The sequence below is a fragment of the Brucella oryzae genome (assembly GCF_041929965.1).
GTDB lineage: Bacteria > Pseudomonadota > Alphaproteobacteria > Rhizobiales > Rhizobiaceae > Brucella > Brucella oryzae.
The window spans coordinates 1-13661 of sequence record NZ_JBHEEO010000032.1 but is presented as its reverse complement, the minus strand read 5'-3'; the positions used below and the strand labels follow the sequence as shown (position 1 = coordinate 13661).

Genomic DNA, 13661 nt, shown 5'->3' with positions numbered 1-13661 from the left:
CCGGCCCTTGCGCAATGGACCGCGGCTGTATTCGCACCGCCGCCGGCTGACGGGCGTTCTCCTTCAATCGGCCCTGACTATTTTGGCTCCGGATTGTCCTTAGTAACCAGAACCGCCTTTTCCAGGGTGCCGGCGCCATCAACGCCCCACTTTGCCATGATTTCCTTGTAGGAGCCGTCATCGATCATGGACTGGATGGCATCACGGAAAACTGGCCCAAGCGCATCACCCTTGCGCACGCCAATGCCGTTGAAGACCGGATTGCTGACCAGTTCAGATACGCTGAAGCGCCCCGTAATCTTGGCCATATAGTGCATTTTTGCCGATCCGGCCGCCACCATCTCAACACGCCCCGAGGACACAGCCAGTTCGGCGGCGTTCTGGGTGGTGAATTGCTGCAGGTTAATCGGCTTCTCACCGGCGGATTCGCACAATTCCGCGCTCTTTTCCTTCAGATATTGGTAGTCCCAGGCACCTGTCATCACTGCAACGCTATGGCCGCACAGATCTTTTTCCGACTTGATGGAAAAATCCTTGCCTTTCAAGAAGGCATAGGCGGTGCCTTCCTTGCGCTGAGGAATGAAATCAAGCGAATCAAGCCGTTCCGGCGTCACACCGAAGGAAGAAAATCCGGCGTCAAAACGCTTGCTGGCCAGGCCCGGAATGATGGCGTCGAAACTGGTTGCGGTAAATTCGAATGGTACGCCAATGCGTTCCGATATGGCTTTGGCCATGTCGATGCTCCAGCCTTTCAGGACGCCGTCTTCGACAAACTCGTCCGGTGGCCAGTCATTGAAGGCAGCAATCTTGACGCCCTTCCTGTAATTCTCCGGCACAGCGTCCTGTAGTGCCTTGATCGGTGCGGCATGCCCCGAGGTGATGCTGGCGGCCGTGGCCAGCGCCGCCAGCGCTACCATCATGCGCCGGGATGCGGTTTTGCGACGATTGGTCATTTATCTCCCCTTTGATTGGAACTTTATCCCCGTGCGAGGCTCGTCTTCTACTTGCGTTGCTGAAAATGATATGCGAACGTTCTCACAATATAGCCATTGATTGATCGCATCCGTCAAGTTGAAAGTTGAGATCAGGCCCATCATCGCCTATGAAACGGTACAGGTATTGAGCAGCGTGAAACTGCTTGGAAGGAACGCGCAGACATGAGTGAACGACGCGCCGACAAGACGACCATTGCCGATGTGGCGCGCCTGGCCGGCGTCAGCACCGCGACCGCCGGACGTGTATTGGGCGGCTATGGCTATACCAGCGAAGAAATCCGCGACAAGGTGAAGAAATCCGCTGATATGCTGGGCTATCGCCCCAATCTGCTGGCACGCAGTCTTATCACCGGGCGCAGCAAGACCATAGGCGTTGTCGCGGGCGACATGCAAAGCCCGTTTTACGCCAGTATTCTGCGCGGTATTTCCGATGTGGTTCGTGCGCGCGGCTTTGGCTTGATCGTCACCAACAGCGATGAATCGATCGATCGTGAGCTGGAGGCAGTGGATCTTCTGCGCGAAAAGCAGGCCGACGGCATCATCATTGCGCCCTGTGATATTCTCAAGGCGCAGCACTTGCACGATGTCGTTGCCAGCGGCTGTCCGGTGGTTCAGATCGATCGCCGCGTGAAGGGATTGAAGGCGGATTCGGTGACCGTCAATGGCCGCCAGGCCGCCCACGCCGCAGTGACCCAAATGATTCTCGACGGCCATAGTCGGATTGGCGTACTGGCGGAACTCGAGCATGGCCGCTACAAGAATCTCAACGCATTTCTTCACGACCGCCAGCACAAGAAAATCGATATTTCATCGCTTTATCCGAGCTGGCAACGTCTGCTCGGCTATATCGAAGCGCATGAGGAAGCCGGGATCGCCTTTGATCCGAGCCTCGTTGCCCAGGTGGGCAGCTATTCGATCGATATTGCCCGCCAGCACGCCATCGCGTTGCTGACCCGGGAAACCCCGCCTTCAGCGCTGTTTACCACCGATGGATTGATGTCAGCCGGCGCCATGCTGGCAATCAGCGAACTCGATATTTCCATTCCGCAGCAACTGTCCGTGGTCTGCTTCGACGATCTGGACTGGATGTCGTTCTTTACCCCTAAACTGACGGCAATCCGGCAGCCGCTGCTCGAGGTTGGCGAAGCCGCGGCTCGTCTGGTCCTGGAGCGGCTCGATAGCGCCGATCGGGCGCAGCAGGATATCGTGCTGCATGCCGAATGGCAGCCCCGTTGTTCGCTCGCCCGCCATCCCGGTTGATCTGGCCGGTCTTAACCTCAAAAAGACACGCGCAGCGAGCTCAATCCTGCAACTCGGCTATAGGCTCGCCGAGATCAATCGGCGCGGCATGACCTGTACCACCATATTGGCCACATGTCGCCGCAGCAACGCGTGACGCCGCCTGTAGCAATGTTGCGGGCGCCTCGCCTTTCACCAGGCCATAAAGGGTGCGGGCGATGAAACTGTCACCAGCGCCTAACGTGTCAACCGCCACAATCGGTGTTGCTTCGGCATGGAAAACCCCTTGCGCACCGGCAAGAACTGCGCCCTTGGTGCCGCGGGTGATCAGCACCCAATCCGCGCCGCTCTCGCGCAGGCAGGCAATGGTCGCCGTAACCTCGTCCGGCGAAAGCTCGCCGCCCGAAACAGCGGCTAGAAAGCATTTCGGGCCGATGCGTCGATAGTGTTCCACGTCGCGACGGGTGGAGAAATCATAGGACAGACGTTGCGGCGCAATGGCATCCAGCCAACCGTCAAGGCCGCTCGACTGACCGATATGGACGGCATCGAACCGGCGCGCAAACTGAATATCGGCGGCGCTCGGCTCAAACATCGACACTCCGAGATCAAAGCGGATGAAATAGCGATCATTGTTACCGCGATGACCAATGATGCAATAGGCCGTCTTGCCTGTGGCCTCCATGCGCAGATGCGAAGTATCGACGTCCTCGTCGCGCAGTGCGGCCTGAATGACCCTTCCGGCCGCATCTGCGGCAACCACGCCGATATAGGCCGCCTCGGCCCCAAAACGGCTCATATGGATAGCGACATTGACACAGTTACCGCCCGGAAACATTTCCCGACGCGAAATGTAACAATCGACGACATTATCGCCCATCGCCGCGATTTTGATCATTCTTATTTTCCCAATTGACAAGATGTGAGAACGTTCGCACACTAAAGTAGAACTGTCAATGTATCGCGGGGTTGGTACCGGGAAATGTTGCACTGGACCGGAACGGCTGCCGATCGGCGCAGCCAGGCTCTTCAAGACGCTGAAAAGAGGAATAGAATGCCCAAACAACTTCCTACCGATATTGCTGAAACCCTGAATGCGCTTGCGCAGCGGGATTTTTCGCATGTGTTTCTGGTTGCCTGCGGCGGATCGCTGTCAATCATGCATCCGGGCAAGTATTTTCTGGATCGCCATTCGGGACTGCTGACCTCTGATGTCTATAATGGCGAGGAGTTCGTCACACGCGACCCGCGTCGCCTCAACAGCGATGCCATTGTAATTCTGTGCTCCCAGACGGGCACCACCAAGGAAACGGTGCGGGCGGCAGAACATGCCCGTCGCCGGGGCGCCTGCGTGATCTCCCTGACGCTGGATCCGCAATCGCCGCTCGCCGCCGCCGCCGACCACGTGCTGCAATACCAGGCGTCCTACACCACCGGCATTCCGATCGATGGTGCCGACAGCAATTACAGCGTGCTTTACATGTTGCTGGCGGGCATTGTCGATTTACGCGACAAGACCAGCCTGCTGCCCAAACTGCTGGAAAGCCTGCCGGCACTGCAACCGGCCATTGAACGCGGTCAGCAGCATTTTGATGAAACCTTTACCAGATATGCAGAGCGCTACGGCCGCGAAAAAGTCGTGTACACCATGGCTAGCGGTCCGGTTTATGGCGCAGCCTATTCATTCTCCATCTGCGTGCTCATGGAAATGCTGTGGATCAACTCGCAAGCTATCCACGCCAATGAGTTCTTCCATGGCCCATTCGAAGTCGTCGATAAAAATGCCTGCTTCGTCGTCATGATTGGACTCGATGAAACGCGTGCGCTGGCCGAGCGTGGCCGGGATTTCCTGTACCGTTTCGGCGAGCCGGACAATATATTGGTGCTGGATGCAGCGAAACTCGATCTCGCTGACATAGATGACACTTTCAAGGGATATTTCGTGCCGTTGATTTTCTTCGATGCGCTTTGGAAATTTGCCTACAAACTGGCGGCGAAGCGTGAGCAGGTCATGCTGGATGGTCGCCGCTACATGAAAAAGATCACCGATTACTAAACAGCATCGGGTGCTGGTCCATCTCTGTTGAAGCTGGGCCGGCGCTGCGCGTAATTCTCACGAGACAGTCGAGCCGCTCAGCGTCGCCAAGGTCCTGGCGTGAGCCATCTGTTTCGCTGATTTACGGTGCTTCTCAACTAGAACTAATCACTTTTTTTGGCAAGCAAGAACCCAGAGGAGATAAAGTCCCCCTAATAGCCCGGTCGTAAGACCAATCGGCATTTTGATGCCGAATGGCGGTGTTGTCACGTTAAGTTTCTCTGGCCGGAAAGACCAGGGGCTCGTAGATATTCATGCGAAACAGGCCGCAATTTTCCATGCATCGAAAGCTTCGAGGCGATGGTAGCGAATTGTGTGTGCGGCTCGGCGACGAGATGGAACAGAGAAACAATTGCGGGTCGCTGAGTGCGTGGAGACGAACCGTTGCAACGCTCCAGGTGACCGATGACCTTGCATGGTTCGCTCCCGTTTCCTAAACGGCAGATGGCTATTTTCAGCCCGATTATTGAGGCCCTTGTGCGACCAATGGCCAAGGCCGGGTGCCACTTCTGCCTTTGCTGCACCGTAGGAGCGGAGCTTATCGGTGATGATCCGTTTGGGAGCAAAGCCATAGCGCTTCATTAACGCCACGAGCAGTCGCTTTGCCGCCCTTTTATCACGCCGCTTCTGCAAGATTTCTTCGAGAACGGAGCCATGTTGATCAACCGCACGCCAAAGCCAGAATTTTTCTCCAGCGCATTTGACGACCACTTCGTCCAAATACCAAATATCGCCGGGGCGCGCCTGACGCCGCCGCAAGTTGCGTGTGATCTGGGGGCCGAACTTGGCGATCCAACGACGAACTGTCTCGTATGATACGTCGATTCTACGCTCAAGCAGCATTTCCTCAACTTCACGCAGACTAAGGTTGAACCGCAGATAAAGCCACACCGCATGAGCAATAATCTGTGGCGGAAAACGGTGACGCTTGAAGATGATATCTGATGTCTGCATCGCCAAAATTTACGCCCAAACCGTCAGGCAGGCAACTGTAGCCCAGTTAACGTGACAACACCCTGTGAACTAATGTGAAAATTATTTTCAAATCGGTAAAATTATGATAAATGACTTTTCATAAAGATAAAAAGTAAACGGGAACAACGTGAATCTGTCCACATTGATTGGGTCCTGCCGAGGCAGTCTCACCCCAAACCAGCAAAAGATCGCAGATTTTGTGCTCGCCAATCCATTCGCGGTCGCGACGATGGGTATAGAGGAGCTTGCACAAGCAACCTCTACCTCATCTGCAACGATTACCCGGTTCGTGCGGGCACTGGGATTGGGGAGCTTTACAGATTTCAGAGGATTCGCGGTACAAGGCTACCAGTCATTGCTGCGCCCAGTGGAGAATGTCGACCGCGCCCGTCACATCCCGCCTGGAAAGATTGCGGAGGGTTCCTTCCAGAGTGCTGCAGAATGCTTGCAGCAGGTCATGAGGGAAGCCGGGAGTACCGTGTGGGAGGACATTGCGGCCCAGATGATGAATGCGCCGCGTGTTGCCTTTCTCGGTTTTGGCGTCAGCGCGAACATGCTGCAATATCTTGCTGATAAATCAATCCTTTTTACCCGGTCACAGCTCGTGCTGAACGGTGCCGGCGGGCTCGAACGTGTTGCCCAGAAAGTGCTCCGGCTGGGGCCTGGAGATCTTGTGATAGCGATGGCCTTGCCACGCTACTCACAGGCGACCCTTGATTTTCTGAAGCTTGCGCGAGGCCGGGGAGCCCATTGCATTGCCGTAACGGATGGCCCTGCCTCGCCGCTGTGTTCACTCAGCCATGAGCAGATATTCGTACCCGCGAGCCACCCCGTTCTGCATAGTTCGACGATTGGTGCACTCGCTGCCTTCGAAGCGATCATTGCCGTGCTGACGGCACATCACCAGAGCGTCTCGGATGCCGTTTCCGTAACGCGCTCTCTCATGCCCTATCTTTATGCGGAGGATGAAGATCAGCCGCAGTCCAAATCGAGGACCACGGATGACAGTGAAGCCGAGTAACCCCGAAGACGCACCGATCGTACGCGTTGAAAATGTCAGTGTTGATTTCAAGGGCGATGATGGCACGTTTCGTGCGGTCAGGAATCTATCGTTCGAGATCAAACCGGGTGAAACGCTGGCAGTTGTGGGTGAATCCGGATCCGGTAAATCTGTCACGTCTCTTGCGATCATGCGTCTTGTGGAATTCGGTGGCGGCAAGATTACGGAAGGCGCTATTGAATTTACCAACCGCGATGGAGTTACACACGACCTTACCAGGTTTGCGCTTGATGAGATGGAAGGTATTCGCGGCAACGATATAGCGATGATTTTCCAGGAGCCAATGACCTCTCTCAACCCGGTTTTTACTGTTGGCGAGCAGATTGCCGAAGCGGTGCGTTTGCATCAGAAGTGTTCTTCTGCTGAAGCACGGGCTGAAGCACTGCACATGTTGGAAAAGGTCCGTATTCCCGATGCCAGGCGCATACTTGACCGTCATCCGCACCAGTTGTCGGGTGGCATGCGTCAGCGTGTCATGATTGCCATGGCTCTTTCTTGCCGACCGCGTCTGCTGATTGCCGATGAGCCAACCACGGCTCTGGACGTCACCATTCAGGCGCAGATTCTGCGTCTCATCCGTTTGCTTCAGGAAGAGATGGGCATGGCCGTACTCTTCATCACTCACGATATGGGCGTTGTGGCGGAAGTTGCAGACAAGGTGCTTGTTATGCGTGGCGGCGAGAAAGTGGAAGAAGGCACCGTAGAAACCATTTTTGCTGCGCCGCAACACCGTTATACCCGCGCGTTGCTTGCCGCAGTGCCACGTCTTGGAGCTCTTAACGGTGAAAACCTTCCGCGTCGTTTTCCTCTATTGAAAGCCGATGACAGCGGCTCGGACAGTTTTGCCGAGTATCCTCCGCAAGACACGATCAAATCACCTGAGCCGGTATTGCAGGTGCGTGATCTGGTGACGCGGTTCGATATCAGGAACGGGCTCTTCTCGAAACTCACTGGTCGCGTGCATGCTGTGGAACAGGTCAGTTTCAGTTTGCACCAGGGTGAAACACTGGCGCTGGTCGGTGAATCGGGTTGTGGCAAGTCAACGACCGGACGCACAATAATGATGCTTCAGGAAGTCACTTCCGGAGCGGTCTTCTATAATGGCAAGGATATTTTCAAACTTGGAAGAGCGGAAAAGCAATCCATTCGCCGCAAGATCCAATACGTCTTTCAGGACCCTTTCGCATCCCTCGATCCGCGGCTGACTGTGGGCTTTTCAATTGCGGAGCCGCTAATCACCCACGGGCTCGCAAAAGGGGGGGAAATCCAGGAGCGTGTAGTGGAATTGCTTCGGGACGTGGGTCTGCAGCCAGAGCATGCGCATCGTTATCCGCATCAGTTTTCGGGGGGGCAACGTCAGCGTATCTGTATAGCGCGTGCTCTCGCGGGAGATCCCGATATTCTCATTACCGACGAGGCGGTTGCCGCGCTTGATGTCTCCATTCAGGCACAGGTCATTAATCTGATGATGGAACTGCAGGAAAAACGTGGACTTTCCTACATATTCATCAGTCACGACATGGCGGTTGTTGAGCGGATATCCCATCGTGTGGCGGTGATGTATCTTGGGCAGGTCGTTGAAATTGGTCCGCGGCGCCAGATTTTCGAGAATCCACAACATCCCTATACGCGACGGCTTCTCTCTGCGGTTCCAATTGCCGATCCCCAGCGGCGTGAGCGCAGTCGCCCGCTTATCGAGGGGGAAATCCCAAGCCCGGTGCGTTCACCGGACGACATGCCGGTCGTCAGCCCTCTTATCGAGGTGGAGCCTGGCCATTTCGTAGCACGCCATCCCATCGGCGATTTTCATTGGTCTTAGGAAGGAGTTGACAATGAAACTGAAGAACTTGCTGTTGTCGTCGGCGTTGGCCGCCGCGATAATGCTCCCGGGCGCGACGGTCTGGGCGAAATCCCTTACCGTTGCGGTACCAAATAACCTGACAGGTCTTGATCCAACGAACATCAATGACACGCTGTCGCAGACCTCGCTTCGTCTTATCTATCAGGGTCTTTTTGGCTTCGACAAGGATATGAAGCTCATTCCTCTACTGGCTGAAAGCTATGAGGCCAATGGCGATGCGACCGAATTTACCATCAAGATTCGCAAAGGTATCAAGTTCCACGACGGCACGGATTTCAATGCTGAAGCAGTTAAGGCCAATATCGAACGTCTTGCCAACCCGGACAACAAGCTTTCGCGCCGCAGCCTGGTCTCAATGGTCAAGGAAGTGCAGGTTGTTGACGATGCTACCGTCAAATTGATCCTCAAGGAACCGTTTGGCGCGATGATCGCCTCGCTTGCTCATCCAGGTGCCATGATCATTTCACCGGCGGCGCTTGAAAAATACGGCAAGGAGATCGGACGCAATCCGGTCGGAACCGGCCCGTTCAAGTTCAAAAACTGGTCGGCAGATACGCTTGAAGTCGTGAAAAATGACAACTACTGGAAAGAAGGGCTTCCCAAGATCGATGGCGTGACGGTTCGTTCAGTGCCGGAATCCGGTGCGCGCTTTGCAATGCTCCAGACGGGTGAAGCCCAGTTCATCCCTTCTTTCCCTCCTGAACTGATGCAGGTCGCCGAAAAGAACCCGAATGTCGAGGTCGATAAAGACCCTTCTATCGTCGAGTGGTACGTCTCTCTCAATAATCTGAAAAAGCCTTTCGATGACGTTCGCGTCCGACACGCGCTCAATTACGCCGTAGACAAAAAAGCCTATTGCAAGATCGTCTATAACGACCTTTGCGAGCCGGCAGATTCGATCATTCCCAAGAACCTTGCATTCCATGTGCCGGTTGGCAACTACGAGTACAATCTCGACAAGGCCAAAGATTTGATGAAGGAAGCAGGCCTGGAGAGTGGTTTCGAAACGGAAATCTGGGCAAACTCCAATACGGAATCCATACGTGCGGTTCAGTTCATCCAGCAGCAACTGGCACAGATCAACGTGAAAGTGAACGTAATGCCGCTTGAGGCTGGCGTTGCTGCGCAGAAAATCTGGTCTGTCGAGAAGCCGGAAGATGCTGCCGTACAGATGTATTATGGCGGCTGGTCTGCATCGACGGGCGATGCCGATTGGGGTATTCGACCACTGCTTTATGGCCAGAGCTTTCCGCCAGCAATGTTCAACGTTGCTTACTTCAAGGACGCAAAGGTCGATGCTGCAATCGAAGGTGCAATCAGCACGGCTGATCCGGCCAAGCGGGCAGAATTCTATGCGGAAGCACAAAAGGCCGCCTGGGAAGGCGCACCCTGGATCTTCCTCGGTGTGAACCAGAACCTGTCGGCCAAGACCAAGTCACTTTCCGGCGTCTATATGCTTCCGGATCGTGGTTTCCTGCTCGAAGAAGCGGCATTCGCTGACTAACAGCTCGTGAAAAGAGCGCTGGCCTTTCGGGGCCGGCGCTACCTTTCCGAAAGGGAATTTATGTTTTCCTATCTCATCAAACGGCTTGTCGCTACCGTACCTGTCATCGTGCTCGTGATGGTTTGCGTTTTCGCCTTTGTGCACATGCTGCCAGGTGATCCCGCCCGCCTTGTAGCGGGCCCCGACGCCAGCCCGCAAGATATTGCTGCAGTTCGTTCGTCGCTTGGGTTGGATAAACCGTTGCCAGAGCAATTCACACGCTATTTGACGCGTGCGGTTCACGGCGATTTCGGTGTTTCGCTTAAGACGCGACGAATGGTCACCGAGGAGATCGGCGAACGTCTGATGCCTACAGTCTGGCTCACTGTATTTGCAATGCTCTGGTCTTCACTTCTCGGTTTGCTGATCGGCGTGATTTCTGCTGTAAAACGCGGTAAATGGCCTGACTACGCTGGAATGATCATAGCGGTATCCGGCATTTCATTCCCGCCATTCTGGCTGGGCCTGTTGCTAATCAATATTTTCTCGGTGAAACTTGGCTGGTTTCCGACCGGCGGCTACGGTACTTGGCAGCATTATGTGATGCCTTCGTTCACGCTTGGGGTGGGGGTTGCAGCTGTTATGGCGCGTTTTACCCGCTCAGCATTTATTGAAATTGCGCGGGAGGACTATGTTCGCACAGCACGCGCCAAAGGCGTGCCGGAGCGAAGGGTCGTATGGAAACATGCGCTACGCAACGCATTGATCCCCATTATCACAATGGTTGGTCTGCAATTCGGTTTTCTGCTTGGTGGATCGATAGTGGTCGAAAGCGTGTTCTCCTGGCCAGGTGTAGGAAGACTGCTGGTCGATTCCGTTTCCTATCGGGATTACCCTGTCATTCAGGCATTGATCCTGCTGTTCTCACTACAGTTCATCTTTATCAATCTGCTGGTTGACGTTCTTTATGCCTTTGCAAACCCGGAGATCCGCTACAAATGAGTACGACAACCGTATTGGTGGACCCAGCCCAGAAAATGCGCAGACCATTGGCCGAATTCTGGCGGCGGTTCAAAAAGCAGAAGGTAGCCCTGGTGGCGTTTGTCTTCATCATTGCTTTGGTGCTGGCGGCAATTCTGGCTCCAGTGCTTGCACCTTATGATCCGAGCACGCCGGACTATAATGCCGTTCTCCAGGGCCCGAGTGCCGGGCATTGGGCGGGAACGGATGCCTATGGGCGTGACATATTCAGCCGCATTATCTGGGGTGCGCGCATTTCGCTCGCGGTGGGCTTTCTGTCGGTGACGCTGGGCGCGCTTTTCGGCGTCACGCTTGGTATCGTTTCCGGGTTTTACGGTGGTTGGGTGGATTCGGTTATCATGCGATTGTGCGATCTGCTGCTTGCTTTCCCTGGCATTCTGCTTGCAATCGCTGTGATCGCGGTGCTCGGACCCGGCATTACCAATGTGATCTACGCAGTCGCGATCTTCTCTATTCCGGTTTTCGCCCGACTTGCTCGCGGCACCACGTTGCAGTTGAAGCGCACTGTTTATGTCGATGCATCGCGGGCGATCGGCGTAGCTGATCGCGTTATCATGCTTCGTCATATCTTGCCTGGTACCCTGCCAAACGTCATTGTCTATTTTTCGATGCGTATAGGCACCTCCATTCTGACCGCTGCTGCCTTATCTTTCATCGGCCTCGGCGCGCAACCGCCAAGCCCCGAATGGGGCGCCATGCTGGCTGATGGCCGGACCTATATGGGAGTGGCCGATCATTTGACGTTATTCCCCGGCATCGCAATATTTGTCACCGTGCTGGGCTTCAATCTTTTTGGCGATGGCTTGCGCGATGCGCTCGATCCGAAGCTACGATCCGACTGAGGAGCGGTTGTTATGCGAGTTTATATCTCCGCCGATATTGAGGGAGTTGCAGGTGTTGTTGCTCCGGCTCAAGGGCAGGCTGGTCATGTGGAATATGAGAAAGCGCGCATTCTCATGACCGAAGAAGTCAACGCCGTAGTCGAGGGGTTGGTAGAAGCGGGCGCAACCGAAATCCTTGTCAACGACTCTCACGGGCCAATGACAAATATTCTGCCATCTCTGCTGCATCCGGCAGCCGATTTGCTTCTAGGCAAGCCCAAGCCGATGAACATGGCCTGCGGTTTGACGGCTGAATTCGATTTGTTCCTTATGGTCGGGCATCATTCCATGGCCGGCAAGGGTGGGGTACTTGCCCACACCACAAACGGTTTTGCATTCCGGGAAGTCCGTATCAACAACCTGCCTTACGGGGAGCCGGGTATTTACGGTGCTTATGCCGGAGAGCTTGGCGTTCCAGTTGGTCTGGTTTCCGGCGACGATTGCACGAGGGACGAAAATATTGGATTTTTCCCGGATGCTGAATTTATCGTTGTCAAACAATCTTTCGGTCACCGGGCTGCACGTCAGGTATCCGTCCAGCGGGCGCGCGCTATGCTGAGGGAGGGGGCGATACGTGCAGTCCGCGAAGCTGGTAGTAAAAAAGCATTCCGGCTGAATGGGCCATACAAGACGGAATTCTTGATGAGCAATGCGGCACTCGCAGATCAAATGGCAATACTCCCCCCGGCCAGACGGGTTGATGCCGTCACCGTGGGGTTCGATTGTGTGACGATGGCGGAGGTGGTTGGCTGGATGACGGCACTTGCCGCCATGAGCTTCGCGTTGCGCTGACGCGATTGAATAAAGCAGAACTCCTTCCAGATTGAGGTCAGAATGTCTGAAACGATGCCGGTTATCGCGCTGCATGGCGGTGCGGGAACGATACTGAAATCCAACATGACGCCGGAGCGCGAGGCTGCCTATCATGTTGCCCTGCGCTTCTGTCTCGAGGCGGGACTGAATATTCTGCGCGAGGGTGGCACATCGCTCGATGCCGTAACGGCTTCGGTTATGGCATTGGAAGATGACCCGTTGTTCAACGCGGGACGTGGCGCGGTTTTTACCACCGACAGCACCCACGAAATGGATGCGGCCATTATGAATGGATCGACACGTGAATGCGGCTCGATTTCAGGAATTTGCGGTCCACGCCACCCGATACTTGCCGCGCGCGCAGTGATGGAAACGACCGAGCATGTATTTCTGGCCGGTGATGGCGCCAAACGCTTCTGTGAAAATGTCGGTCTTGAATTACAAACTCCGGAATGGTTCGGTACCGAACATCGGCTCAACGCCCTCAAGGCTGAAATGAAGCGTCGTAAAGAGGGGCTTCCGGATGACGGCGATCCTGCTCGCAAGCATGGAACTGTCGGGGCGGTGGCGCTCGATCGGTTCGGTCACCTCGCGGCAGCGACCTCCACAGGCGGCATGACGGCAAAGACGCCCGGTCGCGTCGGTGATAGTCCCGTTATTGGCGCCGGAACCTGGGCTGACGATACCACTGCGGCCATTTCGGCAACCGGACATGGAGAATATTTCATTCGTTGGGCTGTTGGACACGAGATCGATGCACGTATGCGCTGGGCAGGACAGGACTTGCAAAATGCGGCAGGTGGTGTCGTGACCGAACTGGGTGAAATCGGCGGTTCAGGCGGGCTTGTGGCCGTGGATGCAAAGGGCAATATCTGCCTGCCCTTCAACAGTCCGGGAATGTATCGCGCATGGTGCGGTGTGGATGGTGTCATCCATACCGGAATCTATCGCCATTGATTGTCTCGCCCGAATTGCATCGCGGTAGTTATATACTGCCTGAACTACGCTGAGGTCACGAACAGAGGTTTGTGCGGGCAAAGCCATCGTCGGGATGATGGTCGACCGGGGTATTGCCGTTCGTGCGGTTACGTCAGCTCGCGGACCGGGTACGCCGGTTCGCGAGATTAGGAGCAGGGGCGTCGGTGTTGTCACGTTAACTGGGCTACAGTTGCCTGCCTGACGGTTTGGGCGTAAATTTTGGCGATGCAGACATCAGAT

General features: G+C 55.2%; 12 protein-coding genes. 9 read left to right on the top strand and 3 right to left on the bottom strand.

Annotation, left to right across the window (positions count from 1 at the left end; genetic code table 11):
- Positions 1 to 77: 77 nt before the first annotated feature.
- Positions 78 to 953 carry an ABC transporter substrate-binding protein gene (locus tag JNC70_RS21125; protein ID WP_374788919.1) on the bottom strand — a complete coding sequence of 292 codons (876 nt, stop codon included), beginning with the start codon at positions 951 to 953 and terminating at the stop codon, positions 78 to 80.
- Between the two features lie 204 nt (positions 954 to 1157).
- Between JNC70_RS21125 and JNC70_RS21120 the strand changes: the two genes are divergently transcribed.
- A complete protein-coding gene (locus JNC70_RS21120; protein WP_036586993.1) occupies positions 1158 to 2255 on the top strand; it encodes a LacI family DNA-binding transcriptional regulator in 1098 nt (365 codons plus the stop codon).
- A 40-nt stretch (positions 2256 to 2295) separates the two neighbouring features.
- Here JNC70_RS21120 and JNC70_RS21115 read toward each other — a convergent pair whose 3' ends face one another.
- The gene (locus JNC70_RS21115) at positions 2296 to 3357 is read right to left on the bottom strand and encodes a PfkB family carbohydrate kinase (protein ID WP_374788918.1); all 1062 of its coding nucleotides are present in this window, start codon (positions 3355 to 3357) and stop codon (positions 2296 to 2298) included.
- On the opposite strand from JNC70_RS21115, the gene JNC70_RS21110 reads away from it, so the two are divergent.
- Positions 3289 to 4290 carry an SIS domain-containing protein gene (locus JNC70_RS21110; protein WP_006469937.1) on the top strand — a complete coding sequence of 334 codons (1002 nt, stop codon included), beginning with the start codon at positions 3289 to 3291 and terminating at the stop codon, positions 4288 to 4290. The genes JNC70_RS21115 and JNC70_RS21110 overlap by 69 nt on opposite strands.
- A 291-nt stretch (positions 4291 to 4581) precedes the next feature.
- On the opposite strand, the gene JNC70_RS21105 is transcribed toward JNC70_RS21110, so the two are convergent.
- The gene (locus JNC70_RS21105) at positions 4582 to 5283 is read right to left on the bottom strand and encodes an IS6 family transposase (protein ID WP_196115265.1); all 702 of its coding nucleotides are present in this window, start codon (positions 5281 to 5283) and stop codon (positions 4582 to 4584) included.
- Between the two features lie 148 nt (positions 5284 to 5431).
- On the opposite strand from JNC70_RS21105, the gene JNC70_RS21100 reads away from it, so the two are divergent.
- The 7 genes from JNC70_RS21100 to JNC70_RS21070 are packed head-to-tail and all read left to right on the top strand — an operon-like array spanning position 5432 to position 13400.
- The gene (locus tag JNC70_RS21100; RefSeq protein WP_374788917.1) at positions 5432 to 6325 is read left to right on the top strand and encodes a MurR/RpiR family transcriptional regulator; all 894 of its coding nucleotides are present in this window, start codon (positions 5432 to 5434) and stop codon (positions 6323 to 6325) included.
- The gene (locus tag JNC70_RS21095; protein ID WP_374788916.1) at positions 6306 to 8183 is read left to right on the top strand and encodes a dipeptide ABC transporter ATP-binding protein; all 1878 of its coding nucleotides are present in this window, start codon (positions 6306 to 6308) and stop codon (positions 8181 to 8183) included. Before JNC70_RS21100 ends, JNC70_RS21095 begins: the two co-directional genes overlap by 20 nt.
- Before the next feature lie 13 nt (positions 8184 to 8196).
- Positions 8197 to 9729: a glutathione ABC transporter substrate-binding protein gene (locus JNC70_RS21090; protein ID WP_109366500.1), complete on the top strand. Its 1533-nt coding sequence runs from the start codon at positions 8197 to 8199 to the stop codon at positions 9727 to 9729.
- A 60-nt stretch (positions 9730 to 9789) separates the two neighbouring features.
- The gene (gene gsiC, locus JNC70_RS21085) at positions 9790 to 10710 is read left to right on the top strand and encodes a glutathione ABC transporter permease GsiC (RefSeq protein WP_071632278.1); all 921 of its coding nucleotides are present in this window, start codon (positions 9790 to 9792) and stop codon (positions 10708 to 10710) included.
- Positions 10707 to 11591: an ABC transporter permease subunit gene (locus tag JNC70_RS21080; protein ID WP_109366499.1), complete on the top strand. Its 885-nt coding sequence runs from the start codon at positions 10707 to 10709 to the stop codon at positions 11589 to 11591. Before gsiC ends, JNC70_RS21080 begins: the two co-directional genes overlap by 4 nt.
- Positions 11592 to 11603: 12 nt before the next feature.
- Positions 11604 to 12422, top strand: a complete 819-nt coding sequence (locus JNC70_RS21075) for a M55 family metallopeptidase (RefSeq protein WP_374788915.1) — start codon at positions 11604 to 11606, stop codon at positions 12420 to 12422.
- Between the two features lie 42 nt (positions 12423 to 12464).
- Positions 12465 to 13400: an isoaspartyl peptidase/L-asparaginase family protein gene (locus tag JNC70_RS21070; RefSeq protein WP_196107388.1), complete on the top strand. Its 936-nt coding sequence runs from the start codon at positions 12465 to 12467 to the stop codon at positions 13398 to 13400.
- Positions 13401 to 13661 lie beyond the last annotated feature (261 nt).

Coding starts and splice junctions, on each gene's coding strand:
- JNC70_RS21105 (WP_196115265.1), bottom strand. CDS start 5,283: ATGCAGACATCAGATATCATCTTCAAGCGTCACCGTTTTCCGCCACAG.
- JNC70_RS21075 (WP_374788915.1), top strand. CDS start 11,604: ATGCGAGTTTATATCTCCGCCGATATTGAGGGAGTTGCAGGTGTTGTT.
- JNC70_RS21090 (WP_109366500.1), top strand. CDS start 8,197: ATGAAACTGAAGAACTTGCTGTTGTCGTCGGCGTTGGCCGCCGCGATA.
- JNC70_RS21125 (WP_374788919.1), bottom strand. CDS start 953: ATGACCAATCGTCGCAAAACCGCATCCCGGCGCATGATGGTAGCGCTG.
- JNC70_RS21115 (WP_374788918.1), bottom strand. CDS start 3,357: ATGCGAAAAATCCCGCTGCGCAAGCGCATTCAGGGTTTCAGCAATATC.
- JNC70_RS21095 (WP_374788916.1), top strand. CDS start 6,306: ATGACAGTGAAGCCGAGTAACCCCGAAGACGCACCGATCGTACGCGTT.
- JNC70_RS21120 (WP_036586993.1), top strand. CDS start 1,158: ATGAGTGAACGACGCGCCGACAAGACGACCATTGCCGATGTGGCGCGC.
- gsiC (WP_071632278.1), top strand. CDS start 9,790: ATGTTTTCCTATCTCATCAAACGGCTTGTCGCTACCGTACCTGTCATC.
- JNC70_RS21070 (WP_196107388.1), top strand. CDS start 12,465: ATGTCTGAAACGATGCCGGTTATCGCGCTGCATGGCGGTGCGGGAACG.
- JNC70_RS21110 (WP_006469937.1), top strand. CDS start 3,289: ATGCCCAAACAACTTCCTACCGATATTGCTGAAACCCTGAATGCGCTT.
- JNC70_RS21080 (WP_109366499.1), top strand. CDS start 10,707: ATGAGTACGACAACCGTATTGGTGGACCCAGCCCAGAAAATGCGCAGA.